The sequence below is a fragment of the Bradyrhizobium sp. USDA 4461 genome (assembly GCF_054055655.1).
This window is the reverse complement of the sequence record NZ_JBSRXM010000001.1, coordinates 7248363-7272796: the sequence shown is the minus strand read 5'-3', so window position 1 is coordinate 7272796 and position 24434 is coordinate 7248363. Positions and strand designations below refer to the sequence as shown.

Sequence of the window (24434 nt, the reverse complement as noted above, 5' to 3'; positions counted from 1 at the left end):
GGATCTAGTCGGATCAGAAAAGGGCAGGACTGCAAAACCGGTTGGGAAAAATCAGCGAGTTAGCCCAGAAACTGATAGGCTGCCGTTACACCATTCCAAATCAACAGCTTAGCTGGAGGTCTGGACATCTCGGTGCAGCGAGTTCGCCTGCCAAATCGGCGCCTGCGAGTTTGCGATCTTCTACCGCTTGGTCCCGGGCCCAAGCATAATCGACCATGGTTTCGCGTGTTGTCCGGCTTGTTGCGACAGAGGTTTAAGGTGATGGACGAAATCCTCTATGCCCGCGAGTCGTCGATCGGCGTCGACGAGTTCATCGACGTGCTGCGCCAATCGGGCCTCGGCGAGCGGCGTCCGCTCACGGATACCGACCGGATGGGGCGCATGATCGCCAATGCCAACCTGATCGTGACCGCGCGGAAGGCAGGCAGGCTGGTCGGCGTCTCGCGCGCGCTGACCGATTTCGCCTATTGCTGCTATCTGTCCGATCTCGCGGTCGATCGCGGCTATCAGGGACATGGCATCGGCAAGCGCCTGATCGCGGAGACGCGGCGCCTCGCCGGGCCTGAATCGATGTGCCTGCTGCTGTCGGCGCCTGACTCGATGAGCTTCTATAAGAGCATCGGCATGCCGCAGCCGGACAACGCGTTCCTCTACAAGAGGGAACGCTAGCGACCTGCGGCGTGCGCGGCGTTACTTGATCTTGTCGTACACCGTCGCGAAGTCGGCGAGCGGCATCGGGATCGAGATGGTTTCCTTGCCGAGGTTCTGGAACGACACCTTGAGCTGCTTGCCCGATTTCAGCTGCGCCAGGACGTCGGCGGCGATCGGGGCGTTGATGTAGCAGCCGCGCGCCTCGCAGGTCTGGATCGGCACATCGACGGCCTTGCCGTCGTCGACCTGCAGCTTGGCGCCGACAGGCAGGTTCAGCCCGAGCGGAAGCTGGATCAGCGCAACCGGCGTGCGGGTGTCACCGGGAACACGAATGTTGACCAGCACGATCAGCTGACCGGTCTTGGTGAGAACGGCGGTCTGCTCCATCGCGCATTCGAGCGGCGCGTCACGGCTCGCGCTGGTGCAGCGCGCGACCCAGCCGGTGTTGCTGCCGGATGCATCAGCTTGTGGAGTTGCGGCAGCGGCGGCTGGAGCCGGCGCGGGCGTGGTCTTGCCCTTCGGTGTCTGGGCGTGGCCGAGGCCCGCCATGCCGAATGCGCTGAACAGAACCACGAGCGATCTTGCGACAATCTTCACGATACCGGCTCCGAAACGAACATCTTTCGGATGTGCCGGTATCCGGGCAAAGTCAAGTCACTCGGCAGCCTGCTTGACCGATCCGTCCTCGCCATCACCGGCGTCATGGTCGGCGCGCGGCGAGCGGCCCCAATTCGCAAATGCGTTGGAGAGCTTGTCGAGATAGAGATAGACGATCGGGGTCGTGAACAGCGTCAGCGCCTGGCTGACGATCAGGCCGCCGACCATGGCGTAGCCGAGCGGCTGGCGGATTTCCGAGCCGGTGCCGGTCCCCAGCATCAGCGGCACGCCGCCGAGCAACGCCGCCATCGTCGTCATCATGATCGGCCGGAAGCGGAGCAGGGCGGCCTGGCGGATCGCCGCCTCCGGCTCCAAATGCTGGTCGCGCTCGGCGGCGATCGCGAAGTCGACCATCATGATGCCGTTCTTCTTGACGATGCCGATCAAGAGGATGATGCCGATCAGCGCGATCAGCGAGAAGTCGAAGCCGGCCGCCATCAGGATCGCCAGCGCGCCGACGCCGGCCGACGGCAGCGTCGATAGAATCGTGATGGGGTGGATGTAGCTCTCGTAGAGAATGCCGAGGATCAGGTAGACCACCACGAGCGCCGCCAGGATCAACAGCGGCACGGTCGACAGCGATTGCTGGAACGCCTGCGCGGTGCCCTGGAAGCTCGAGCTCAGGGTCGGCGGCGCGCCGAGGTCGACCATCGCCTTCTGCACCGCCTCCGTCGCTTGGCCGAGCGCTGTACCCTGCGCCAGGTTGAAGGAGATCGTGATCGCCGGGAACTGGCCCTGGTGGCTGATCGACAGCGGCCGCACCGGCGCGCTGGTCCATTTCGCAAAGGTCGACAGCGGCACCTGGTCGCCGGTCAGCGGCGACTTGACGTAGATGTTGTTCAGCGTGTCGATCGCGCCCTGCAACTCCGGCAGCACCTCGAGGATCACGTGGTAGCTGTTGAGCTGGGTGAAGTACTGCGTCACCTGGCGCTGGCCGAAGGCGTCATAGAGCGTGTCGTCGATCAGCTGCGGCTGGATGCCGTAGCGCGAGGCGGTGTCGCGGTTGATCTTCAGCTCGACCGTGGTGCCGTTGGTCTGCTGGTCGGTGGCGACGTCGCGAAGCTGCGGCAGCGTCTGCATCTTCGACAGGATCTTCGGCGCCCACTGGTTCAGCTCGTTGAGGTCGGCGTCCTGCAGCGTGAACTCGAACTGGGTACGGGTCGGGCGGCCGCCGAGGCGAACGTCCTGTGCCGCCTGCATGAACAGCCGGGCGCCCTGGATCTTCTCCAGCTTCGGCCGCAGCCGGGCGATGATCTGCTGCGCGTTGGCGTCGCGCTCGCTCAGCGGCTTCAGCGTGATGAACATGGTGCCGTTATTGCCGGCACGGCCGCTGCCGCCGATCGCCATCGCCACCGTCGCCACGCCGGGATCCTGCATGACGATCTTGCCGAGCTCCTCCTGCTTGCGCTTCATCTCGGCGAAGGAGATGTCCTGGTTGGCTTCCGAGGTCGCGGTGATCAGGCCGACGTCCTGCTGCGGGAAGAAGCCCTTCGGGATGATCACGAACATGTAGACCGACAGCGCCAATGTCGCGAAGAAGATCATCAGCGTGGTGAACTTCCAGCGCAGCGCGAGGTCGAGCACGCTCTGATAGCCGCGCAGCATGGCGTCGAAGCCGCGCTCGCTGAGCTGGTAGAAGCGGCCGTGCTTCTCCTCATTGTGCGCGCGCAGGAAACGCGAGGCCATCATCGGGGTCAGCGTCAGCGACACGAACATCGAGACGAAGATCGTCATCGCCAGCACGACCGCGAATTCGCGGAACAGGCGGCCGATGATGCCGCCCATCAGCAGCAGCGGGATCAGCACCGCGACCAGCGAGATGCTGATCGAAACGATCGTGAAGCCGATTTCCTGCGACCCCTTGAAGGCGGCCGCCATCGGCTTCTCGCCCTCTTCGATGTAGCGGCTGATGTTCTCCAGCATCACGATGGCGTCGTCGACCACGAAGCCGACCGCGATCGTCAGCGCCATCAGCGACAGATTGTCGAGGGTGTAGCCGAACACCCACATCAGCGCGCAGGCGCCGAGCAGCGCCAAGGGCACCGTCACGGTCGGGATCACGGTCGCCCAGAAACTGCGCAGGAAGACGAAGATCACCATCACGACCAGGAAGATGGTCAGGAGCAGGGTGTACTGAACGTCCTCCACCGCGGCGCGGATCGTGGTGGTGCGGTCGGAGATGACTTCGATCTTGATCGCCGGCGGTATCGCGGCAACCAGCCTGGGCAGCGTCGCCTTGATCTTGTCGACGGTGTCGATGACGTTGGCGCCGGGCTGCTTGAACACGACGAGGAACACGCCGCGCTGGCCATTGGCCCAGGCGGCCTGCTTGGCGTCCTCCGGTCCGGTGACGGCCTGGCCGACGTCGCGGATGCGCAGCGGCCCGCCATTGCGGTAGGCGATGATGACGTCATTCCACGGATCAGCCGTCAGCAGCTGGTCGTTGGCGTAGATGGTGTAGGCGCGGGTGGTGCCGTCGATGTTGCCCTTCGGGCTGTCGACGGTGGCGATGTTGATCGCGGCGCGGACGTCTTCCAGCGACAGGCCCTTGGCGACGAGCTTGGCCGGGTCGATCTGGACGCGGACCGACGGCTTCTGCTGGCCGCCGATGATGACCTGCGCGACACCGGAAATCTGGCTGATCTGCTGGGCCAGCTGGGCGTCGACGGCGTCACTGACCGTGGTCAGCGGCAGCGTGTCGGACGTCGCCGACAGCAGCATGATCGGCGCGTCCGCCGGGTTGACCTTGCGATAGGTCGGCGGCGAGGGCAGGGTCTTCGGCAGCTGGCCGCTGGCCGCGTTGATGGCGGCCTGCACGTCGTTGGCGGCGCCGTCGATCGAGCGGTTGAGGTCGAACTGAATGGTGACCGCCGCGGTGCCCAGATAGCTCGTCGAGGTCATCTGGGCGATGCCAGGGATCTGCGCGAACTGGCGTTCCAGCGGCTGGGCGACCGAGGTCGCCATCGTCTCGGGACTCGCGCCGGGCAGCGTCGCGGTGATCTGGATGGTGGGGAAGTCGACCTGCGGCAGCGGCGCGACCGGCAGCAGCGGATAGGCCACGAGGCCGATGAACAGGATGCCTGCCATCAGCAGCGAGGTGCCGATGGGGAAGCGAATGAATGGTGCGGATATTCCGGCGCTCATTCCTGCGTGACCTTCGACTGGGACTGATCCGAGCTCGCCACCGCCGTTGTCACCAGGGTTCCCGGCGAGACCTTGTACTGGCCGGCGGTGATCACCTGCTGTCCGGGCGACAGGCCCTCATCGATCACCGACTTGCCGTCGATCGACTGGCTGACCTTGAGTTTGCGAAGCTCGGCCTTGTTCTCCTGATTGACTGAATACGCGTAGAGGCCTTCGGTGCCATGCTGCACTGCGTCATCCGGGACGACGGTGGCATCCTTCAAGGTTTTGACCAGCAGCCGGGTGGAGACCGACTGGCCCGGCCACAGCGCATGGTCCTTGTTATCAAACACCGCCTTGAGCCGGACAGTCCCGCTCGTGGTATCGACCTGATTGTTGATCAGCGCCAGGGTTCCGGTCGAGAGCACCCTCTTGCCGTCGGTGGTCAGCGCAATGGTCTTCGGCGGCGCCACGGCGAGCGCGGCCTTGATGTCGGGCAGCTGGTCCTCCGGCGCAGTGAAAATCACCGTGATCGGCTCGATCTGGGTGATCGTCACGATGCCGGTCTGGGCCGAGGCGTTGACGATGTTGCCGATATCGACCAGGCGCAGGCCGACGATGCCGTCGATCGGCGACTTCACGGTGGTGTAGTCGACCTGGGTCTGCGCGTTGAAGATGGCGGCCTCGTCGGCCGCGATCTGCGCCGTGAGCTGGGCCACGGTGGAACGCTGGGTATCGAGCTGCTGACGGGTCGCAAACTCGCCGAGCTTGGTGTAGCGCTGCAGATCGAGATTGGCGTTGGCGAGGTTGGCCTCGTCCTGGGCCTTCTTGGCCTTGGCCTGGTCGAGCGTTGCCTGATAGGGCCGCGGATCGATCTCGACCAGCGTATCGCCCGCCTTGACGAACTGGCCTTCCTTGAAGGCGATCTTGGTGATCTGGCCGTCGACCCGGGTGCGGACCTGGACGGTGTTGAACGCCTGCACCGTGCCGAGACCGGTGAGGTAGACCGGGAAGTCGGCCTTTTCGACCGGCGAGATCTTGACCGGAACCGCCGGGCGCTGGGCGGCGCGCTTCTGCGCGGCCTCGGTCGCCTGCTGGTTGAGTGTATATTTTTGCCAGCCGAAATAACCGGCGGCGCCGACCGCAGCGATCACTAAAACCCAACCGATGGTGCGTGACTTTGACATGCGGACTCTTGGGTTCGACGTAACAATAAAGGGTGATTGAAACGGTTCACAGAGCTTGCGGATATAATATGCGTGCACTTAATGTGTAAACACACCAAGGCTTGAGAATCCTAAACATTTGGAAAGGTTTAGGTCAGAAACGAGCAGCAACATTCCGTCTGGGAAACGCACCGAGGACCCCTATGTCGCGCGATCTCAAACGCCAGTTCATTGCGCAGCTCGTCGAGAGTTCCCGGCTGCTGCGCAACTATATCGATCATCGCGCCAAGGCGCGAGGCACCACGCGTGCTCAATGGATCGTGCTCTTCCGTTTGCGCGAGCAGGAGGGATTGTCCCAGGTCGATCTCGCCGATGTCCTCGAATTGCAGCCGATCTCGCTGGTGCGGCTGCTCGACCGCCTCGTCGAGCATGGTCTGCTCGAACGTCGTCCCGATCCCAGGGATCGCCGCGCCAATCGCCTGTTCCTGACCAACAGCGGGCGCCGGCTGGTCGACGATCTCGACAGTCTGCGCGATGCGATCGCCTGCGACGTGCTGCGCGACGTCTCGGACAAGCATGTCGAGAGCGGCCTTGCCACGCTCCGCGCGGTCAAGGACCGCATCAAGCTGCTCGGCGAGGAGGCGGAGCACATCGCCGCGAAATAGCGTGCGTCTCTTTGCAAGAACGTCTGCGTCGGCTCGTCGAGATTGCGCGACGCGGTTGAAACGCCGCGGGATGTCGTTCATATCGCGCAGCGACGGTGTGAGCGGACGAGGACAGCGATGGATGAGTTGAACGGGCGCATGATGGCGTGCCAGCTCCTGGTGACAGGATTGATCGCGCGCGTCGCCAATGAGCAGCGAGACCCGCTGCGCTTCCTCACCGACTTCCGCGACGAGATCAAAGCGGTCGTCAACGGCGTCAATATCGCCGGCCTCGAGAACAGCGACCGCGTGCGGCAGGTCGCGCAGCGGACCATCGACGAGCTGTTTTCACTGATGAAGCCGCCAAGCGCCGAGTGAAAGGCGCATCGGCCGCTGCCTGCAACCATGCGAGGCAGCAATTTAGAACGATTATTAGAATGCTTAAAAACTTCAGTTTAGAACGATTTCAAAGGCGAGATTAGAATCGCTTTGAATTGGGGCGATTCAAGCGAAGTGTTGCGCTCGCCGCATTGATAAAAAAAGTCACGCTCGATAACCGAAAGAGACAGTTCGTCGCAGCTTCATTTCGCGATCGAACTGACTTCGTTTGGGGGCGTGCAAGACATGAACAATATGAAGGCGCCGAGATCGCTGCGCTTCGGAGCAGCAATCGGTTCGGCTGATGATACGGGTTATTCCGCCACGAAGGTCTCCGCGGTCGCGAGCCTGATCGCGGTGGCGTCGTTTTCGGGAGCCGAAGCGCAGCAGTCCAGCCTGCCGCCCGTCAACGTCGATGCCCCGGTCGCGCGTCCGAAGCCCGTCTCATCCAAGCCGCCATCGGACCAGGTCCGCGCCCGCAATGCGCTGCGCCGCGCCGCGCGGCGCGCCAACCAGCAGGCACAGCAGGCGCCGGTGCCGTTTCCGAATGCCGGCGGTCTTCCCCCCGACCGCAACCCCTACGCCGATCCGGCGGCGCCGTACAAGGGCGACCGTCTGCAGGCGTCCGGCAAGTTTCCCGAGCCGATCCTGAACACGCCGAAGTCGGTCACGGTGCTGACCAAGGACATCCTCGAAGACAAGAACGCCACCTCGCTGAAATCGGCGATCCTGTCGACGGCGGGCGTCACGCTCGGCACCGGCGAGGGCGGCAATGCGTTCGGCGACCGCTTCTTCATCCGCGGCTTCGATGCGCGCAACGACATCTTCATCGACGGCGTGCGCGATCCCGGCGTCAGCGTCCGCGAGAACTTCTTCACCGAACAGGTCGAGATCCTGCGCGGCCCCGGCTCGTCCTTTGCAGGCCGCGGCACCACCGGCGGCGCGATCAACATCGTCACCAAGCAGGCGACGACGGAGAAGAGCTTCTACAACATGGACACCACGTTTGGCACCGACCAGACCAAGCGGGTGACACTCGACGTCAACCAGGTGATCAGCCCGACGCTGGCGATCCGCGCCGGCGGCCTGTTCCAGGACGCCAACGTCGCCGGGCGCAACAACACCACCGATGACCGCAGCGGAGCCTTCGTCGCGGCGAAGTGGACACCGATCGACGCGGTGAAGATCACCGCTGACTACGTGCACACCGACCTCCACGGCATACCGGACTTCGGCGTTCCCTACTACCGACCGGGTTCACCGGCGCCAGGAAACATCTTCACCAGCACCGCCGGCGGTCCGTTCCCTCAATTCGGCTCCCCCGCCAATAATTTCTACGGCTTGGTCAATCGCGACTTCTTCAAGGTTCAGCAGGACATCGGAACGGTCAGCACCGAAGTCCATGTCACGCCGGACCTCGTCCTCACCGACAAGTTCCGCGCGTCGCGTGCGATGAACAACTACATCGGGACAATTGCCGAGTCGCCGGTTGTCGCGAGCCCGCTCTCGGCTTCGACGATCACGATGAATCCGCAGAGCCGCTACCAGATCACCGACGTGGTCGCAAACCAGAGCGAAGCGACCTACAAGTTCGACACCGGCGGCTTCAGGCACACGGCGGTCGGCGGCGTCGAGATCTCGCGCGAGACCTCGTATATCGACAAATACACCGGCTTGAGTTCGGAGCTGACGACCGGTACGCCGTTCAACGGCGCCGGCTCGATTTCCGGCGTCAATGTATTCGCGCCGCAATACACCTACACGCCGTTCACGTCGACGCCGACATTGAGCGGTCTGCCGACCAACCTCGCGATCGACACCGCGAGCGTCTATCTGCTCGACAGCGTCAACTACCGTGATCTCGTCATCCTCAATGGCGGCATCCGCTACGACGACTATTCGATCAAGACCAGCGGATACGGCACGGTGTCTGGCGCGACGGTCTTCGGTGCGCAGAGCGCGGAGTTCGGCATGCCGAACTTCAACCTCGGGCTGACGCTGAAGCCCGCGCCGAACGGCAGCGTTTACGCCGCGTACGCGACGTCGTCGAACCCGGTGGGCGCAGAATTCGACGGCACCAGCACGGCGTATGGCGGCCTGTCGCCCGTCCTCAACGGCAGCTCCAACCAGATCTTCGGGCCGGAAAAGAACCAGGCGATCGAAGTCGGCACCAAGTGGGAGCTGTTCGACCGGCACCTGCTGGTGACGGCCGCGCTGTTCCAGACCAACAAGGAAAACGCGCGCGAGGCGCAGAACATCACGCCAACGACCGGCACGGCGACCTGTCCCTATCCGGTCACCACCCCCCAGATCACGAGCTCCGTATCGTGCATCACTGCCGGTGCCGCCTACTGGGTACGCGGCATCGATCTCGGCGTCGGCGGCAAGATCACCGACAAGTGGAGTGTGTTCGGCGGCCTCGTGCTGATGCAGTCGCAGGTGACGAAGTCCAATGCGCCGTCGCCGCAGCCGCTGCTCTACCCGACCAATGTCGGGCTGCCGCTCGCCAACGTCGCGCATCAGTCGTTCAGCATGCTGACGAAGTACCAGCTCACCGACATGTGGGAGCTCGGCGGGCAGGCGGTCTACCGCTCGAAGATTTATGGCGGCACGCTGCTCGCGGCCAACCAGGGCACCTCGCTCCCGAGCTACTGGCGCTTCGACGCCTTCGCCGAAGCGAAGATCGACCAGCACTGGACCGTGAAGCTGTTCGTCAACAACATCTTCGACAAGCGCTACTACGATGCGCTCTACCAGAGTGCGACACCTTTCGTGCTGGAAGCGCCGGGACGCGCTGCGTATCTGGTTGTGTCTGCGCGTTACTGACGGAGGCTCTGCGGCGCAAGATGCTGGTCTGTGTTCCCAACGTATTGAGCAAGGCTGATGTGGCGGACTTCCGCCGCATCATGGAGCAAGCCGAATGGGAGGACGGCCGCTCGACCGCGGGTGCTGCGTCCGCCATGGTCAAGCGCAACGAGCAGCTGCCGCCCGACAGCGAGGTCGCCAGGCTGCTCGGCAACCGCATCCTATCGGCGCTGTCGGCAAGCCCGCGGTTCATCTCGGCGGCGATCCCGCTGAGGATCTTTCCGCCCTTGTTCAATCGCTACGCCGCAAGCGACGGGCACCATTTCGGTCTGCATGTCGACAATGCGGTGCGCGGCGACCGACTGACCGGCATGCGGATCCGCACCGACCTCTCGGTCACGCTGTTTTTATCGGAGCCGGAAGAGTACGATGGCGGCGAACTCGTCATCGAGGACCGCTACGGATCGCATGAAATCAAGCTGCCGGCGGGCGATCTGGTACTTTATCCTGCTTCCAGCTTGCATCTGGTCACGCCGGTCACGCGGGGAGTTCGAGTAGCGTCTTTTTTCTGGTTGCAGAGCATGGTACGGGATGCTCACGCGCGCAGCCTGATCTTTGATCTCGATACTGCGATCCAGGCTCTGGTGGAGCGGCTGGGGCGCGATGACCCTGAAACGGTCAAATTGACCGGGATTTATCACAACCTGATCCGTCACTGGGCTGAAGTGTAACTGATGATGACATTCAAGTTCCCCGCTGCATCCGCCATGATCGCCTCGCTGGCGATGCTGATGCTGGCCGCGCCGTCTTCGGCGCAGCAGCAAACGGCGCCTGCCGCGCAGTCCGTGACCCGGCCGCAGTCCGCTCCCGCGGCTCAACCGCCGGCCGCCCAGGCCCAGCCTGCGGCCGCTGCCCAGGCGGCGCCGGTGGCTCAGCCGGCCGCGCCCGTGGCGCCGCCAGCCCAGGCCGCGCCGGCACAAGCCGCGGCGGCTCCGGCACTGGCGCTTGAAGCGTCGCCCGCCGGCGGCGACGGCAAGTCGCCGAAGTCGACCGCGACCGGCCTGCACGAACTGTCGCCGTGGAATATGTTCTTGAACGCCGACATCATCGTGAAGGCGGTGATGCTTGGCCTTGCCTTCGCGTCGCTCGTGACCTGGACGGTGTTCATCGCCAAGATGGTCGAGCTGACAGTGGCGCAGAGCAAGCTGCGCGGCGCGCTCGCCAAGATCGCTGAATCGCGTTCGCTGGCCGAAGCGCAGTTCGCGCTCGGCGCCAAGGGCAGCGTGCTGTCGTCGTTCATTGCCGCCGCGATGCGCGAGGGACGTCTGTCGGCGGGCATCTTGAGCGATGCCGGCATCAAGGAGCGCGCCGCCTCGAGCTTCGCCGAGATCGTGCGCGCCGAAGCCCGCAAGATCCGCGTCGGCATGGGCCTGCTCGCGACCATCGGCGCGACCTCGCCCTTCGTCGGCCTGTTCGGCACGGTCTGGGGCATCATGAACAGCTTCATCGGCATTTCGAAGTCGCAGACGACCAACCTTGCCGTGGTGGCGCCGGGCATCGCGGAAGCGCTGCTGGCGACCGCGATCGGTCTGGTCGCGGCGATCCCCGCTGTCATCATCTACAACCATTTCTCGCGCGTCACGAAGGTCTATCTCGAGCTGGTCAACCGCGCGTCGGGCGCCGCGGGGCGGCTGCTGTCGCGCGATCTCGACCGCACCCATGGCAGCATTCCCGGTGACGTTCCGCGCAGCGCGCATGGGCGCGCCGCCGCGGCGGAGTAAGCGATGGCAGTCTCGATCTCCGAGAACGACGGCGACGACGATTTCGCGGAATCCCACGAGATCAACGTCACGCCATTCATCGACGTCATGCTGGTGCTCTTGATCATCTTCATGGTGGCGGCGCCGCTCTCGACCGTCGACCTGCCGATCGACCTGCCGACCTCCAGCGCGACGCCGCAGAAGAAGCCGGACAAGCCGACCTATCTCAGCATCAAGCCGGACCTGACGCTGGCGATCGGCGAGAACGCCGTGAAGCGGGCCGAGCTGATCAATTCGCTCGATGCGGTGCCTGACATGAGCCGGGACAAATACGTGTTCCTGCGTGCCGATCGCACGGTGCCCTATGGCGAGCTGATGGGCGTCATGGAGCTGCTGCGCGCCGGCGGCTATACGCATGTGAAGCTGGTCACGCTCGAGGGCGTTCCGGGCGCGCCCGCGGCGGCGCCGGCCGAGCCGGCCAAACCCTGACGGCGAGCAGCGATGTCCACCAACCCCGATCTCGATCTGCGGACCTCGAAGCGGCTCTGGGTGATCGCCGCGGTGACGGCGGTCGGGCTGCATCTGGGCGGCGCGGCGCTGGCGCTGACGAATCTGCGCGGCGACGACGGCGACGAGGGACTTGGCGCCGCAGGCGCCGAGTATGCCATCGAGCTCTCCTCGCCGGATGTCCCTGAAGAAGCGGCACCGCCCGGTGCGCCGTCCGATGAGCAGCAGGCCGTGCAGGAGATGGCGCAGCAGAAGGCGGAGGTGAAGGACACCGACCTGCCTCAGGAAAAGCCTGTCGAGGCCGACGATCCCGATCGCATCGTGACGGAAGACACCGCCAAGAAGCAGAAGGAGGAGGAGGCCAAGGTCGCCAAGGTCGAGACCAACGCCCAGGAGGCGCAGCAGGCTTCAGAAGCGGCCGCGCCGACCAAGCTCGACGACGCGCGCCAGTCGGAGACGACCAAGGCGCCCAATCCCGGCATCGGCAAGGACAAGCTCGCGCTGACCGCCAAATGGGGCAAGAAGATCAGCGCCTATCTCGACCTGCACAAGAAATTCCCGGAGAACGGCAAGGCCAAGGAGGGCAAGGTGAAGCTTGCCCTGGTGCTCAACCGCCTCGGCAAGGTGTTGTCCGTCGCCGTGATGGAAACGTCCGGAGATGTCGCGTTCGACGACGCCGCGGTCTCGATGGTGCACCGTTCCGATCCGGTGCCGGCGCCGCCCGCCGGGCTGACCGAGGACCAGTTCTCCTTCACGCTTCCGGTCACGTTCAACAAGCCGAAGAAGTAGCGCGTCAGCTCTTCTTCACCAGCGGGCAGACGCTCTTCTCGAGCGGCAGCCAGGCCTCATCCGCGGGGATGGTGGCGACAAGCTTGTAATAGTCCCACGGATATTTCGATTCCGATGGCTTCTTCACCTCGAACAGATAGGCCGGGTGGATCTTGCGGCCGTCGACGCGGATCGAGCCCTTGCCGAACAAGGGATCGTCGGTCGGCATCTCCTTCATCTTGGCGACCACGGCGCGGCCGTCATGCGGATTGCCGCCGAGCGCGTCGAGCGCCTTGAAATAGTGGATCAGCGACGAATAGACGCCGGCCTGCACCATGGTCGGCGGGTTCTTCTTGAAACGCTCCATGAAGCGCTTGGTGAAGGCGCGGGTCTGCTCGTTCATGTCCCAGTAGAACGTCTCGGTGAAGTTCAGGCCCTGCGCGACGTTGAGGCCGAGCGCGTTGATGTCGGTGATGAACAGCAGCATGCCGGCAAGCCGTTGGCCGCCCGAGACGATGCCGAATTCGGCGGCCTGCTTGATCGCATTGGTGGTGTCGCCGCCGGCATTGGCGAGGCCGACGATCTTGGCCTTCGAGCTTTGCGCCTGCAGCAGGAACGACGAGAAGTCGGCGTTGTTGAGCGGATGCTTGACGCTGCCGAGCACCTTGCCGCCATTGGCGGTGACGACCGCGGACGTGTCGCGCTCGAGCGCCTGGCCGAAGGCATAATCCGCGGTGAGGAAGAACCAGCTATCGCCGCCGGATTTCACCAGCGCCTTGCCGGTGCCGTTGGCGAGCATGTAGGTGTCGTAGACCCAATGCACCGTGTTCGGCGAGCACTGCGCGCCGGTGAGGTCGGACGAGGCGGAGCCCGAGTTCAGATTGACGACATTCTTTTCCTTGGCGAGGTTGGCGATCGCGAGCCCGACATTGGAGGCGGCGAGATCGACGAACACGTCGACCTTCTCGACATCGATCCATTGCTTGCCGATATTGACCGCGACATCCGGCTTGTTCTGGTGATCCGCCGAGACCAGATCGATCTTCCAGCCCTTGGCCAGCAGCCCGGAATCCTCGATCGCCATCTGCGCCGCCACCGTCGAGCCGGGACCGCCGATATCCTGATAGAGGCCGGACTGATCGCCGAGCGCGCCGACCTTCGCCACCTTGTCCATCGTCTGCGCCGACGCTGCGCCGGCGAACACGAGGCTTGTGGTCATGATCAGGGCTGCAATGGAATGCTTCATGTTCCCTCCAGTATGATTTTGTTTTTTGAGTTCCGCATTATGCCCGGCATCGGGCGCAGCGCCTAGGGCACCGCCGCGAGTACGTGCACGCGATATTCCACGCGGCGGCGATTGCGCGGCTGATGACGCGCGGCGCGATGCCGCGCCACCCGCGTGTCGGTCATCAATATCGGAGACGAAGAGAAGCGCCGACGGCGCTATCTCCAGTAGTAGCGGATCGCGACGTAGACCACGACGAGGCAGGCGAAGATCAGCGCCACCGGCATCGGACGCTTGGCGTTCGGGTTCGACGTATTCGTCTTCTTTGCGGGCAGGCGGCGGAATGCGGTGACATTGCCGGTGTCGGCGACCGGCTCGCGCGTCCGTGCCGGAACCTCGGGCGCCTTGCCGGCGCCGCCCATCTCCGCATAGTAGGTGCGGTACATCTCCTGGATGGTGGCCTCGCTGGCCTCGGCGTCGCTCATCTGCTCTGTGAGCTTCTTGTAGATGGCGAGGAAATTCTGCGCTTCGGGCGGCAGCGCCGAGGCGCCGTTCAGCTTGGCCATCATCTTCCAGGTTGCAAAGTCAGCCCGCGCACGCGTATCGGCGCGTCGTGCAATCAGCATATCGGCAGCTTTGATCACCATGGCCTCGACGCGTTCCTGTCCCCGCGCATGACCCCGGCAAGCGGGCACCGGTTTTCCGATCGGGTCGTGCACTCATGAAAGCTATGTGTTTCCGGTAATGAGGAGAAGGGCATTGATCACATAGCCGGTCAGAGTTCGCAGTATCGTTGAAATAACATCAAGATTTAGGCCGACTTGCCTGCCAATCACGGGCAGCAGGATCAGGAGCCCGATCAGGATCAGCATGCCGTAGGGCTCCAGCCGGGCCAGCGGGATGGCCAGCGGCCGCGGCAGCAGCCCGACCGCGACCCGGCCGCCGTCCAGCGGCGGGATCGGCATCATATTGAAGATCGCGAGCACGATATTGATCAGGAACGCGTTTTTCAGATTATCCGCGGTCCATTTCGCGGCATCGGCGGGAACCAATGGCAGCGCGTGGAATGCCAGCGCTGCCGCGGTCGCCAGGATGATGTTGGTGACCGGACCGGCCAGCGCCACCCAGACCATGTCGAGCTTGGGACGGTTCAGCTTGCGGAAGTTCACCGGCACCGGCTTGGCGTAGCCGAACAGGAACGGCGAATGCGCGAACAGCAGCATCGCAGGCAGGATCAGCGTGCCGAACGGGTCGATGTGCTTCAGCGGGTTGAAGCTGACGCGGCCGAGCTTCCAGGCGGTGTCATCGCCGAGCCGGTGCGCAACGTAGCCGTGTGCGGCTTCGTGAAACGTGATCGCGATGACCAGCGGCAGCACCCAGACAGAGACGTCGTAGAGGGAAATGTTCAATGCGTGCCGCCTTTAGGTTCGCGGGGACCGGACCTCAGGCTAGCACGGATTCGCTGATGGCCTTGCGGGCGAGCGGCCTCCGGTCAGTGCGTCTCCGGCGCGGCCATGCGCGCCTGGTGCGGCTGGGTGGTGGTCGCGATCCAGATGCCGACGAACACGGTGACGATGCCGGCCATCAGATTCCAGCTCAGCGGCTCGCCGAGCAGCGCGGCGCCGACCAGCGAGGCAGCGATCGGATTGACGGTGACCGAGATCGCTACCCGCGTCGGCGTCGTCCGCTCCAGTGCGAAGGCCCAGAGATAGAAGGTGAGCGCTGCGCCGAAGGCGCCGAGATAGGTCGCGCCGAACCATTGCGGTGCACCGAAATCGGCGACCGGCGCAAAACTGCCGCGCAGCAGCGAGGCTGTTATCAGGACCGCAGCGCCAGCCGCCATCGCCAGGGTGGTGAAGGGGATCGGGCCGGAGCGGCGGATATAGGATTTTGACCAGATGCTGTAGAGCGCCATGCACAGTGCGGCGGCGACCATCAACAGGTCGCCGCGCCAGGCGCCTTCTGGTGCCGCGGCGAGGCCGGAGAGCAGCGCCATCGCGACGCCGAGGATGGTGACCAGCACGCCGATGGTCTTGCGCGCGGTGAGTGGCTCGGCGCCGAGCGCGGCGCCGACCAGCATGGTCAGCAGCGGCAGTGTCGAGAGCGCGAGCGCGCTGCGCGCTGCGGTCGTGAAGATCAGCGATGCATTGAACAGGATCGGAAACGCTGCAAAGAACAGCAGGCCGAGGCCGGCTGTGCCGAGCCAGTCGCGCCGCGGCGGCCAGCTGCCGCGCTGGAGCAGCGCGAGCGGCAGCAGAAGCAGGACGCCGATGCCGAAACGGAACGCACCGATCGCCAGCGGATCGATGGCGCCGACCAGAAACCGGGTCGCCCCGATCGAGGTTCCGCCGATCGCGCTCGACGCGACCGCCGCCAAAATTCCCCAGAGCTCACCCATACCGCCTCGATCCCGTTGCTTCGCTTGCGCAATCTAGGGAAGGCGGCATAATCATGGAATGGAATAGATTTGATCAGATAAATCAGAGATCGTTATGAGTGCCTCCATCCTGGACCCGGATCTGCTGCAGGCCTTTGTCGCGGTCGCCGACCATCGCTCCTTCACCCGGGCCGCCTCGGCGCTGAACCGGACCCAATCGGCGGTCAGCATGCAGGTGAAGCGGTTGGAGGAGCGGCTGCAGGCCGAGCTGTTTCACCGCAGCACCTCGAGCGTCGATCTGAGCGCGGCCGGCGAGGGGCTGCTCGGTTACGCCCGGCGCATCCTGAGCCTCAATGCCGAGGCGGTCGGCCGGGTGCGCGCGCACGGCACCGACGGGCGGGTTCGCCTCGGGGTGATGGACGACTACGGCACGCTGATCGTGCCGCCACTGCTCAAGGATTTCACCGCCAACTATCCGCTGATCCATGTCGAGATGGAGACCGGGCTGACGTCGTCGATGACCGAGCGGCTCGGCGAAGCCTATGACCTCGTGATCGCGATGCACCCCGAAGGCCGCGGCGAGGGCGAGCTACTGCGCACCGAGCAGGCGGTGTGGGCCGCAAGCGCATCGCATCGCGTCGAGGAACTCGATCCGCTGCCGGTCGCGCTCTATCCGCAAGGCTGCCTGTTCCGGAGCTGGGCGATGCAAGCGCTCGACGAAGCCGACCGGCCGTGGCGGCTCGCCTTTGTCAGCCACAGCCTGTCCGCGGTCGAGGCGATCGCAGCCCAGGGCCTTGCCGTGACCGTGGTCAAGTCGGGCACCTTTCCGCCGGCGCTGCGGCGCCTGACGGCGCGCGACGGCATGCCGCGGCTGCCACGTGCGGAGATCCGGCTGCACCGCGCGCAAAATCTCTCGCGCGCGGCATCATTGCTTGCCGATCATCTCGTCGCGGCGCTTCGGCAGCCGGTGAAGCGCGCGAATTAGTAGGTCGCACGCCCGCCGGAGATGTCGAACACCGCACCGGTCGAGAAGGCGCAGTCCTCCGACGCAAGCCACGCCACCATCGCGGCAAGCTCCTCGACCAGCACGAAGCGGGCCTTCGGAATTTTCGACAGCATGAAGTCGATATGCGCTTGCGTCATCTGGTCGAAGATCGCGGTCTTCGCCGCTGCCGGCGTCACCGCATTGACCAGGATGTCGTGCTGCGCGAGCTCCTTGCCGAGCGACTTGGTGAGCGCGATCAGGCCGGCCTTCGACGACGAATAATGCGCGGCGTTCGGATTGCCTTCCTTGCCGGCGATCGAGGCGATGTTGACGATGCGGCCGTATTTCTGGCCGATCATAACAGGCACGATCGCCTTGCAGCAGATGAAAGGACCCTCAAGGTTGAGGCGTATCACCCTGCGCCAGTCGTCGAGATCGGTTTCCCATACCGGCTTGTTGGCTCCGGTGATGCCGGCGTTGTTGACGAGAATGTCGATCTTGCCGAACGCCCGCAGCGTCTGATCGCGCGCGGCGTCAACCGCATCGGGATCGGTAACGTCGGTCTTGATCGCGATCACGTTCTCGCCGATCGCTTTCGCGGTCTTCTCCGCCAGCGGCTGGTCGAAATCCCAGATCGCGACCTTGGCGCCCGAGGCGGCGAAGCGCTCGGTGATGGCGCGGCCGAAGCCCTGCGCACCGCCGGTGACGACGGCGCAGCGGCCGTTGAGGTCGATCTTGTTCATGCTGGATGCCTTTTGATCGGGGACGTCAGAGCATGAAGCCGCCGTCGACGACCATGTCGACGCCGGTGGTGAATGCGGCTTCGTCGCTCGCAAGATAGACCGCCATGGCCGCGATCTCCTCTGCGGTGCCGAGCCGGCCCATCTTCTGGCGGGCGACGAATTTCTCGCGTCCGTCGGGGCCTGCGGCCGCCGCGCGCTCGAGCATCGAGGGCGTCTCGACGGTGCCGGGGCAGATCGCGTTGCAGCGGATGCCCCGGGTGATGAAGTCGAGCGCGACCGCACGCGTCAGCAGCGAGACCGCCGCCTTCGACGCGCTGTAGACGTAGCGATTGGCCGGTGGCCGCAACGCCGCGCAGGACGAGATGTTGACGATGCTGCCGCCGCCGCCCTCGAGCATGGCCGGCAGGAATGCCTTGATGGTGCGGTGCATGGATTTGACGTTGAGGTCGAACGAGAAGTCGAAGTCTTCGTCCGAGCACTCCAGGATGGTGCCGTGATGCACGAAGCCTGCCGCGTTGAGCAGGATGTCGATCTTGCCGACGCGCGCGGCGAAGCTGTTGACGTCAGCCGTGCTGCGTACGTCGAGCCGCGCGGTCTCGGCGATGCCGTCCTTGCCGAGCGTGGCGATGCCGCTCTCGTTGATGTCGGTGGCGATCACGGTGGCGCCTTCACGCGCGAATGCGATCGCGCATGCGCGCCCGATGCCTGCCGCGGCGGCGGTGACAACGGCGCGTTTGCCCTTCAGTCGGTCTGACATTCATATCTCCCAGAGTTCGTCCTGATTTTTGTCCCGTCATTGCGAGCAAAGCGAAGCAATCCATTCCTCCGGTGCGGAGCTATGGATTGCTTTGTCGCTGCGCTCCTCGCAATGACGAAGAGTGTCAGTGATTATCCCGCGCCACGCCGACCTTGCCGGCGATGTCGTGGTAGCGCGTCGCGAGTTCGAGGCAGGCGCCGGTGGCGTGCTGGCCGACGGTCTGGCGGTAGAGCTCCTGCCACGGCGTCTGGTTGGCCGGGTGCGGGAAGCCGCCCTTGGCCTTCAGCTCGGCGCGGCGGGTTCGCAGCTCATCCTCCGAGATCATGATGTTGGCGCTGCCCTTGTTGAGGTCGATGCGCACCTTGTCGCCGGTCTTGAGGATCGCAAGCCCGCCGTCGGCGGCCGCTTCCGGCGAGGCGTTGAGGATCGACGGTGAACCAGACGTGCCGGACTGCCGACCGTCGCCAATGCAGGGCAGGGACAGGATGCCGCGTTTGATCAGCGCCGCCGGCGGCTGCATGTTCACGACCTCGGCGCCGCCGGGATAGCCGATCGGGCCGGTGCCGCGGATGAACAGGATGCAATGCTCGTCGATGTCGAGCGCCGGATCCTCGATCCGGGCGTGATAATCCTCCGGGCCCTCGAACACGATGGCGCGGCCCTCGAAGGCGTTGAGGTCCTTCGGGTTGGACAGATAGCGGTCGCGGAATTCCTTCGAGATCACGCTGGTCTTCATGATCGCGGAATCGAACAGATTGCCGCGCAGCACGATGAAGCCGGCGTCCTTCACCAGCGGCTTGTCGTAACCCCAGATCACGTCGCCGTCGGGCGCCGGCGCGTCCTTGCAGTTCTCGCCCATGGTGCGGCCGTTGACGGTCAGCGCCCCCTCGTGGATGCGCTTGTGCTTGATCAGCTCGCGCACCACCGAGGGCACTCCCCCGGCGCGGTGATATTCCTCGCCGAGATAGAAGCCGGCCGGCTGCATGTTCACCAGCAGCGGCACGTCATGGCCGTATTTCTGCCAGTCGTCGATCGACAGCTCGACGCCGACATGGCGCGCCAGCGCGTTGATGTGGATCGGCGCGTTGGTCGAGCCGCCGATCGCGGAATTGACCACGATGCAGTTCTCGAACGCCTCGCGGGTCAGGAAGTCCGACGGCTTGAGGTCTTCCCACACCATGTCGACGATGCGTTTGCCGGTCTCGTAGGCGATCTGGCCGCGCTCGCGATAGGGCGCCGGGATCGCCGCGCAGCCCGGCAGCGAGAAGCCGAGCGCTTCGGCCAGCGAGTTCATGGTCGAGGCGGTGCCCATCGTGTTGCAATGGCCGACCGAGGGCGCCGAGGAGGCGACGATCTCGATGAACTGCTCATAGTCGATCTCGCCCGCGGCGAGCCGTTCGCGCGCCTTCCACACCACCGTGCCGGAGCCGGTGCGTTGGCCCTCGTGCCAGCCGTTCAGCATCGGGCCGCCCGACAGCACGATCGCCGGCAGATTGACGGTTGCCGCCGCCATCATGCAGGCCGGCGTGGTCTTGTCGCAGCCGGTGGTCAGCACCACGCCGTCGAGTGGATAGCCGAACAAGATCTCGACCAGGCCGAGATAGGCGAGGTTGCGGTCGAGCGCCGCGGTCGGGCGCTTGCCGGTTTCCTGGATCGGATGGGTCGGAAACTCCATCGCGATGCCGCCGGCGGCGCGGATGCCTTCGCGGACGCGGTGCGCGAGCTCAAGGTGGTGCCGGTTGCAGGGCGACAGGTCATTGCCGGTCTGGGCGATGCCGATGATCGGCTTGCCCGACTGCAATTCCTCGCGGGTCAGGCCGTAATTGAGGTAACGCTCGAGATAGAGCGCGGTCATGCCCGGATTGTGCGGGTTGTCGAACCATTCCTGGGAGCGGAGCCTGCGGCCCTTGCCCTTTGTGGTCTCGCCTGCGGCGCCGTGCCCGTTGGTGTGGGGTTTTGTCATTTGTTTCTCCCGCAATGCAAACTCTGGATGGGCCCATGGAAGGGCTCTGGTTCAGCGCTGTTCTACCTTGCGCAAATCGTCGCGCATTACAAACCTCGACGATCACGCAGTGGTGTTTCGCTGGATGGATTGGACCTTAGTTGAAGGGACTTGGTTGCGCTACCATTTTGTCATTTTTTGCGTCCTTGTGGCGGGCCGGTGTCGAGCGGATGTCAGCTGCGTCGCGCTGAGCTTTGCCGTTCCATGACACTGAAGCCGAGATCGACGACGGGGTCCGTGGGACGGCGCCCCTCGAGCGTCTCGAGCACCATCATGGCAGCGTTTCTGCCCATTTCGTAGCGATTGGTGCGCACGCTGCTCAGCGTCGGCTCGCTCGACGCCATGAATTCGAGATCGTTGAAGCCGACGATCGCGATCTGCTCGGGGACTGCCATGTGCCGGCGCTTGCATTCGAACAGCGCGCCGAGCGCAAGGTCGTCATTGACGCAGAACACCGCGTCGATGTCGGGGGCCTTGGCGAGCAGGTCGGCAAACAACGTCCCGCCCAATGTCACCGAGGTCGGGATCGCCGTTGTCACAATCAGCTGGGGATCGAACAGCGCGGCCTCGGCCATCGCGGCGCGATAGCCGTCGAGTCGGCGCTGCACCCGCGGATCCATCCGCGCGCCGAGGAAGCCGATCCGCCGATAGCCCTGGGCGAGCAGATGGCCGATGGCGGCTTTTGCCGCGTCAAAATGCGAGAATCCGATCATCAAGTCGATCGGCGAGGGACCGAGCTCCATGATCTGCACGATCGGGCAATCGACCGTTTCCATGATGCTGCGGGAATCGGCAGTCTGGTTGATGCCGGTGATGATCAGGCCGGCCGGCTTCTGTGCCAGAAAAAGACGCAGCAGGCGTTCTTCCTGCAGGATGCTGTAGCGGGTGTTGGCGAGCTGGATGCTGTAGCGGCTGCCGTCGAGCGCGTCATAGATGCCGCGCAGCACATCGGAGAACACGTTGTTGGTCAGCGACGGGATCAGGACACCGATCACCTCGGTACGCTGCGACGCAAGCGCGCGTGCCGCGAGATTGGGCACGTAGCCGAGTTCTTTTGCCGCACTCTCGACCCGGGCGCGCTTGCCGGCCGATAGCGCCTCCGGATTCCTGAAGAAGCGCGAGGCCGTAATCGGACTGACACCGGCGAGCTTCGCGACTTCGGCGAGCCGGATCTTGCCTGGCGTGATGCGTTTTCGGGCCATTTGCCGCTCATAACACGACGTTGGTCGCAGACAAACCGATATTGACAGCGCTACCAAGCGGTTGCTAATCGAACGATTGCCAAAACCGGATAAACTGCGGACAATAACGCCAGTCCAGCAGAGCCGCGCACCCAGCGTGGCCGGCACAGAACAGAGCGGTGGCGGCACTCGTCGTACGCCGTCGGGAGCTTGAGGGAGGGAAGTGGATGTCGTCGGTCCAGATTCGCGACGTGCGGAAATCGTTCGGCAATTTCGAGGTCCTGCACGGCGTGTCGATCCCGATCGAGGACGGCGAATTCGTCGTCCTGGTCGGCCCCTCCGGCTGCGGCAAGTCGACCCTGCTGCGCATGCTGGCGGGTCTTGAGAACATCACCTCAGGCACGATCTCGATCGGTGACCGCGTCGTCAACAATGTCCAGCCCAAAGAGCGCGACATTGCGATGGTGTTCCAGAACTACGCGCTCTATCCGCACATGACGGTCGCCGACAATATGGGCTTCTCGCTCAAGCTGCGCGGCGCCAAGCCCGAGGAGATCGCGACCGGCGTCAAGCGCGCCGCGGAAATCCTGGCGCTGACGCCGCTACTGGAGCGCTATCCACGCCAGCTCTCCGGCGGCCAGCGCCAGCGCGTCGCGATGGGCCGCGCCATCGTCCGCGATCCCCAGGTGTTCCTGTTCGACGAGCCGCTGTCCAACCTCGACGCCAAGCTGCGTGTTGCGATGCGCACCGAGATCAAGGAGCTGCACCAGCGGCTCAAGACCACGACGGTCTACGTCACCCACGACCAGATCGAGGCCATGACCATGGCCGACAAGATCGTCGTGATGCATGACGGCATCGTCGAGCAGATGGGCTCGCCGCTCGAGCTCTACGACACCCCGGCGAACCAGTTCGTGGCCGGTTTCATCGGCTCGCCCGCGATGAACTTCCTCAAGGGTAATGTGAAGGTGAACGGCGCCGCCTATTTCGAGGGACCGAACGGCGTCAAGCTGCCGCTGAAATCGGCGCCGGCCAATTCCGACGGCAAGCCCGCGGTCTATGGCGTGCGGCCGGAGCATTTCACCATCGCCGATGACGGCGCCGAAGCCGAGATCGTGGTGGTCGAGCCGACCGGCTCGGAGACCCAGGTGTTCGCCAAGCTCGGCGGCGAGCAGGTCGTCGCGGTGTTCCGCGAGCGCCATCTGTTCAATCCCGGCGACAAGGTTCGGCTCAAGCCGGACCCGGCGCTGGTCCATTTGTTCGACGATTCGACGGGGAAGCGACTGAACGGCTGACGGACTGATTTGATCCGAATGGCCGACCAACAGGCCAGATCAAAAACAATAAAAACACAGTCATTGGGAGGAAGGACGATGCACGATTTTACGCGCCGCTCGCTACTTCAGGGCGGCACCGCGCTGGCCGCAACCGGGATGCTGACCGGGCCGGCGCTGCTTGACTTTGCCAAGGCCTGGGCACAGAGCGCGCCCTGGAAGGCGGAGCCCGGCGCCAAGCTCACCGTGATGCGCTGGAAGCGATTCGTGCCCGCGGAAGACGATGCGTTCAACGCCATGGTCGTGGCCTTCAAGGCGGCCACCGGCACCGAGATGAACGTGTTCAGCGAGTCCTTTGAGGACGTGCAGCCGAAGGCCTCGGTTGCCGCCAACACCGGCTCGGGTCTCGACCTCGCCTGGGGCCTGCACACGCTGCCGCAGCTGTTCCCGACCAAGGTCCTCAAGATGAACGACGTTGCCGATTATCTCGGCAACAAATACGGCGGCTGGACCGAAGCCGCGGCCAAGACCTGCAAGCAGGGCAATGACTGGCTCGGCATTCCCGTCGCGACCATCGGCGGCTATCTGACCTATCGCAAATCGGCGGTCGAGAAGGCCGGCTTCAAGCAGGTGCCGGCCGACTTCCCCGCCTATCTCGAACTGTGCAAGGCGCTGAAGGCGAACAATACGCCGGCCGGCTTCGCGCTCGGCCATGCCACTGGCGACGCCAACGCCTGGGTGCACAACATCCTGTGGGGCTTCAATGCCTGGACCGTCGACAAGGACGACAAGGTCATCATCAACTCGCCGGAGACGATGAAGGCACTGGAATACGCCAAGGCGTTGTCGGAGACCTTCATTCCCGGCGTCGCGTCCTGGAACGACTCCTCCAACAACAAGGCGTTCCTGTCCGGCGAACTGTACCTGACCTCGAACGGCATCTCGATCTACGTCGCGGCCAAGGACGATCCGAGCAAGAAGGAGCTCGCCGACGATATCGACCACGCGCTGTGGCCGGTCGGCCCGATCGGCAAGCCGACCGAATTGCAGCTTGCGGTTCCGATCCTCGCCTTCAACTTCTGCAAATATCCGAATGCGGCGAAGGCGTTCATCGCCTTCATGCTGGAGAAGGAGAACTTCGAGAAGTGGCTGTCGGGCGCGCGGGGCTATCTGACCCACACGCTCAACGCTTACGACTCGGCTCCGGTGTGGACCGCCGACCCGAAGAATGCGGTGTTCGGCCAGGCCTCCAAGCGCGCGCTGCCGGCGTCCGGCATCGGCACGCCTGGCGAGAAGGCCGCGACCGCGATCGCCGACTTCATCGTGGTCGACATGTTCGCGAACTACTGCACCGGCGCCAAGGACGGCAAGACCGCGATGGCCGAAGCCGAGCGGCAGCTGAAGCGCATCTATCGCTGATGTGATCGGTGC

Annotated in this window: 22 protein-coding genes; 11 read left to right on the top strand and 11 right to left on the bottom strand. The window is 64.4% G+C overall.

Going from position 1 to position 24434, the window contains the following annotated elements:
* Nucleotides 1–261 precede the first annotated feature (261 nt).
* The gene (locus ACVINW_RS34340; protein WP_456756564.1) at nt 262–669 is read left to right on the top strand and encodes a GNAT family N-acetyltransferase; all 408 of its coding nucleotides are present in this window, start codon (nt 262–264) and stop codon (nt 667–669) included.
* A 21-nt stretch (nt 670–690) separates the two neighbouring features.
* On the opposite strand, the gene ACVINW_RS34335 is transcribed toward ACVINW_RS34340, so the two are convergent.
* From ACVINW_RS34335 to ACVINW_RS34325, 3 genes are all read right to left on the bottom strand, one after another.
* The gene (locus ACVINW_RS34335) at nt 691–1200 is read right to left on the bottom strand and encodes an invasion associated locus B family protein (protein WP_456756563.1); all 510 of its coding nucleotides are present in this window, start codon (nt 1198–1200) and stop codon (nt 691–693) included.
* A gap of 105 nt (nt 1201–1305) precedes the next feature.
* Nucleotides 1306–4452, bottom strand: coding sequence for a multidrug efflux RND transporter permease subunit (locus tag ACVINW_RS34330; protein WP_456755372.1), 3147 nt, complete (start codon nt 4450–4452; stop codon nt 1306–1308).
* Nucleotides 4449–5618: an efflux RND transporter periplasmic adaptor subunit gene (locus ACVINW_RS34325; RefSeq protein WP_456755371.1), complete on the bottom strand. Its 1170-nt coding sequence runs from the start codon at nt 5616–5618 to the stop codon at nt 4449–4451. The genes ACVINW_RS34330 and ACVINW_RS34325 overlap by 4 nt, the downstream gene beginning before the upstream one ends.
* A gap of 182 nt (nt 5619–5800) precedes the next feature.
* Between ACVINW_RS34325 and ACVINW_RS34320 the strand changes: the two genes are divergently transcribed.
* The 7 genes from ACVINW_RS34320 to ACVINW_RS34290 all read left to right on the top strand — a co-directional run bounded on the left by ACVINW_RS34320 (nt 5801) and on the right by ACVINW_RS34290 (nt 12480).
* Nucleotides 5801–6262 (top strand): MarR family winged helix-turn-helix transcriptional regulator, encoded by a 462-nt coding sequence (locus tag ACVINW_RS34320; RefSeq protein ID WP_456755370.1) that lies wholly within the window; start codon nt 5801–5803, stop codon nt 6260–6262.
* 117 nt (nt 6263–6379) lie between these two features.
* Entirely contained in the window at nt 6380–6619 is a 240-nt protein-coding gene (locus tag ACVINW_RS34315; protein WP_456755369.1) for a hypothetical protein, read from the top strand.
* 246 nt (nt 6620–6865) lie between these two features.
* Nucleotides 6866–9445 carry a TonB-dependent receptor gene (locus ACVINW_RS34310; RefSeq protein ID WP_456755368.1) on the top strand — a complete coding sequence of 860 codons (2580 nt, stop codon included), beginning with the start codon at nt 6866–6868 and terminating at the stop codon, nt 9443–9445.
* Between the two features lie 20 nt (nt 9446–9465).
* Complete coding sequence (locus ACVINW_RS34305) at nt 9466–10155, top strand: Fe2+-dependent dioxygenase (protein ID WP_456755367.1); 690 nt, start codon at nt 9466–9468, stop codon at nt 10153–10155.
* Nucleotides 10156–10158: 3 nt separating this feature from the next.
* A complete protein-coding gene (gene exbB / locus ACVINW_RS34300) occupies nt 10159–11205 on the top strand; it encodes a tonB-system energizer ExbB (protein WP_456755366.1) in 1047 nt (348 codons plus the stop codon).
* A gap of 3 nt (nt 11206–11208) precedes the next feature.
* Nucleotides 11209–11673: a TonB system transport protein ExbD gene (gene exbD, locus ACVINW_RS34295; RefSeq protein WP_456755365.1), complete on the top strand. Its 465-nt coding sequence runs from the start codon at nt 11209–11211 to the stop codon at nt 11671–11673.
* A 12-nt stretch (nt 11674–11685) separates the two neighbouring features.
* Entirely contained in the window at nt 11686–12480 is a 795-nt protein-coding gene (locus tag ACVINW_RS34290; protein ID WP_456755364.1) for an energy transducer TonB family protein, read from the top strand.
* A gap of 4 nt (nt 12481–12484) precedes the next feature.
* Here the strand turns inward: ACVINW_RS34290 and ACVINW_RS34285 are convergent, their stop codons facing one another.
* The 4 genes from ACVINW_RS34285 to ACVINW_RS34270 form a co-directional block, all read right to left on the bottom strand.
* Nucleotides 12485–13705, bottom strand: coding sequence for an ABC transporter substrate-binding protein (locus ACVINW_RS34285; RefSeq protein ID WP_456755363.1), 1221 nt, complete (start codon nt 13703–13705; stop codon nt 12485–12487).
* A gap of 197 nt (nt 13706–13902) precedes the next feature.
* Complete coding sequence (locus ACVINW_RS34280; RefSeq protein ID WP_456755362.1) at nt 13903–14331, bottom strand: hypothetical protein; 429 nt, start codon at nt 14329–14331, stop codon at nt 13903–13905.
* Between the two features lie 81 nt (nt 14332–14412).
* Nucleotides 14413–15093 carry a site-2 protease family protein gene (locus ACVINW_RS34275; protein WP_456755361.1) on the bottom strand — a complete coding sequence of 227 codons (681 nt, stop codon included), beginning with the start codon at nt 15091–15093 and terminating at the stop codon, nt 14413–14415.
* 83 nt (nt 15094–15176) lie between these two features.
* Nucleotides 15177–16082: a DMT family transporter gene (locus tag ACVINW_RS34270; protein ID WP_456755360.1), complete on the bottom strand. Its 906-nt coding sequence runs from the start codon at nt 16080–16082 to the stop codon at nt 15177–15179.
* A 94-nt stretch (nt 16083–16176) separates the two neighbouring features.
* Between ACVINW_RS34270 and ACVINW_RS34265 the strand changes: the two genes are divergently transcribed.
* Nucleotides 16177–17046, top strand: coding sequence for a LysR substrate-binding domain-containing protein (locus ACVINW_RS34265; RefSeq protein WP_456755359.1), 870 nt, complete (start codon nt 16177–16179; stop codon nt 17044–17046).
* Here ACVINW_RS34265 and ACVINW_RS34260 read toward each other — a convergent pair.
* The 4 genes from ACVINW_RS34260 to gntR all read right to left on the bottom strand — a co-directional run bounded on the left by ACVINW_RS34260 (nt 17043) and on the right by gntR (nt 21750).
* The gene (locus ACVINW_RS34260) at nt 17043–17789 is read right to left on the bottom strand and encodes an SDR family NAD(P)-dependent oxidoreductase (protein WP_456755358.1); all 747 of its coding nucleotides are present in this window, start codon (nt 17787–17789) and stop codon (nt 17043–17045) included. The two genes, ACVINW_RS34265 and ACVINW_RS34260, sit on opposite strands and share 4 nt — an antisense overlap.
* Before the next feature lie 25 nt (nt 17790–17814).
* Nucleotides 17815–18546, bottom strand: coding sequence for an SDR family oxidoreductase (locus tag ACVINW_RS34255; RefSeq protein WP_456755357.1), 732 nt, complete (start codon nt 18544–18546; stop codon nt 17815–17817).
* Nucleotides 18547–18670: 124 nt separating this feature from the next.
* Nucleotides 18671–20509, bottom strand: a complete 1839-nt coding sequence (locus ACVINW_RS34250) for an IlvD/Edd family dehydratase (protein ID WP_456755356.1) — start codon at nt 20507–20509, stop codon at nt 18671–18673.
* A gap of 212 nt (nt 20510–20721) precedes the next feature.
* Nucleotides 20722–21750, bottom strand: coding sequence for an HTH-type transcriptional regulator GntR (gene gntR, locus ACVINW_RS34245; protein ID WP_456755355.1), 1029 nt, complete (start codon nt 21748–21750; stop codon nt 20722–20724).
* Nucleotides 21751–21956: 206 nt separating this feature from the next.
* On the opposite strand from gntR, the gene ACVINW_RS34240 reads away from it, so the two are divergent.
* On the top strand, nt 21957–23024 hold the full coding sequence (locus ACVINW_RS34240; RefSeq protein WP_456755354.1) for an ABC transporter ATP-binding protein: 1068 nt from the start codon (nt 21957–21959) through the stop codon (nt 23022–23024).
* Nucleotides 23025–23102: 78 nt separating this feature from the next.
* A complete protein-coding gene (locus ACVINW_RS34235; protein WP_456755353.1) occupies nt 23103–24422 on the top strand; it encodes an ABC transporter substrate-binding protein in 1320 nt (439 codons plus the stop codon).
* The last annotated feature ends 12 nt before the right edge of the window (nt 24423–24434 follow it).

Excerpts from the sequence above, each read along its gene's own strand:
- ACVINW_RS34265 (WP_456755359.1), top strand. The coding sequence starts at position 16,177 with ATGAGTGCCTCCATCCTGGACCCGGATCTGCTGCAGGCCTTTGTCGCG.
- ACVINW_RS34285 (WP_456755363.1), bottom strand. The coding sequence starts at position 13,705 with ATGAAGCATTCCATTGCAGCCCTGATCATGACCACAAGCCTCGTGTTC.
- ACVINW_RS34310 (WP_456755368.1), top strand. The coding sequence starts at position 6,866 with ATGAACAATATGAAGGCGCCGAGATCGCTGCGCTTCGGAGCAGCAATC.
- gntR (WP_456755355.1), bottom strand. The coding sequence starts at position 21,750 with ATGGCCCGAAAACGCATCACGCCAGGCAAGATCCGGCTCGCCGAAGTC.
- ACVINW_RS34340 (WP_456756564.1), top strand. The coding sequence starts at position 262 with ATGGACGAAATCCTCTATGCCCGCGAGTCGTCGATCGGCGTCGACGAG.
- ACVINW_RS34320 (WP_456755370.1), top strand. The coding sequence starts at position 5,801 with ATGTCGCGCGATCTCAAACGCCAGTTCATTGCGCAGCTCGTCGAGAGT.
- exbB (WP_456755366.1), top strand. The coding sequence starts at position 10,159 with ATGATGACATTCAAGTTCCCCGCTGCATCCGCCATGATCGCCTCGCTG.
- ACVINW_RS34260 (WP_456755358.1), bottom strand. The coding sequence starts at position 17,789 with ATGAACAAGATCGACCTCAACGGCCGCTGCGCCGTCGTCACCGGCGGT.
- ACVINW_RS34335 (WP_456756563.1), bottom strand. The coding sequence starts at position 1,200 with ATGGCGGGCCTCGGCCACGCCCAGACACCGAAGGGCAAGACCACGCCC.
- ACVINW_RS34315 (WP_456755369.1), top strand. The coding sequence starts at position 6,380 with ATGGATGAGTTGAACGGGCGCATGATGGCGTGCCAGCTCCTGGTGACA.
- ACVINW_RS34235 (WP_456755353.1), top strand. The coding sequence starts at position 23,103 with ATGCACGATTTTACGCGCCGCTCGCTACTTCAGGGCGGCACCGCGCTG.
- ACVINW_RS34290 (WP_456755364.1), top strand. The coding sequence starts at position 11,686 with ATGTCCACCAACCCCGATCTCGATCTGCGGACCTCGAAGCGGCTCTGG.
- ACVINW_RS34250 (WP_456755356.1), bottom strand. The coding sequence starts at position 20,509 with ATGACAAAACCCCACACCAACGGGCACGGCGCCGCAGGCGAGACCACA.
- ACVINW_RS34280 (WP_456755362.1), bottom strand. The coding sequence starts at position 14,331 with ATGGTGATCAAAGCTGCCGATATGCTGATTGCACGACGCGCCGATACG.
- exbD (WP_456755365.1), top strand. The coding sequence starts at position 11,209 with ATGGCAGTCTCGATCTCCGAGAACGACGGCGACGACGATTTCGCGGAA.
- ACVINW_RS34305 (WP_456755367.1), top strand. The coding sequence starts at position 9,466 with ATGCTGGTCTGTGTTCCCAACGTATTGAGCAAGGCTGATGTGGCGGAC.
- ACVINW_RS34325 (WP_456755371.1), bottom strand. The coding sequence starts at position 5,618 with ATGTCAAAGTCACGCACCATCGGTTGGGTTTTAGTGATCGCTGCGGTC.
- ACVINW_RS34240 (WP_456755354.1), top strand. The coding sequence starts at position 21,957 with ATGTCGTCGGTCCAGATTCGCGACGTGCGGAAATCGTTCGGCAATTTC.
- ACVINW_RS34330 (WP_456755372.1), bottom strand. The coding sequence starts at position 4,452 with ATGAGCGCCGGAATATCCGCACCATTCATTCGCTTCCCCATCGGCACC.
- ACVINW_RS34255 (WP_456755357.1), bottom strand. The coding sequence starts at position 18,546 with ATGTCAGACCGACTGAAGGGCAAACGCGCCGTTGTCACCGCCGCCGCG.
- ACVINW_RS34270 (WP_456755360.1), bottom strand. The coding sequence starts at position 16,082 with ATGGGTGAGCTCTGGGGAATTTTGGCGGCGGTCGCGTCGAGCGCGATC.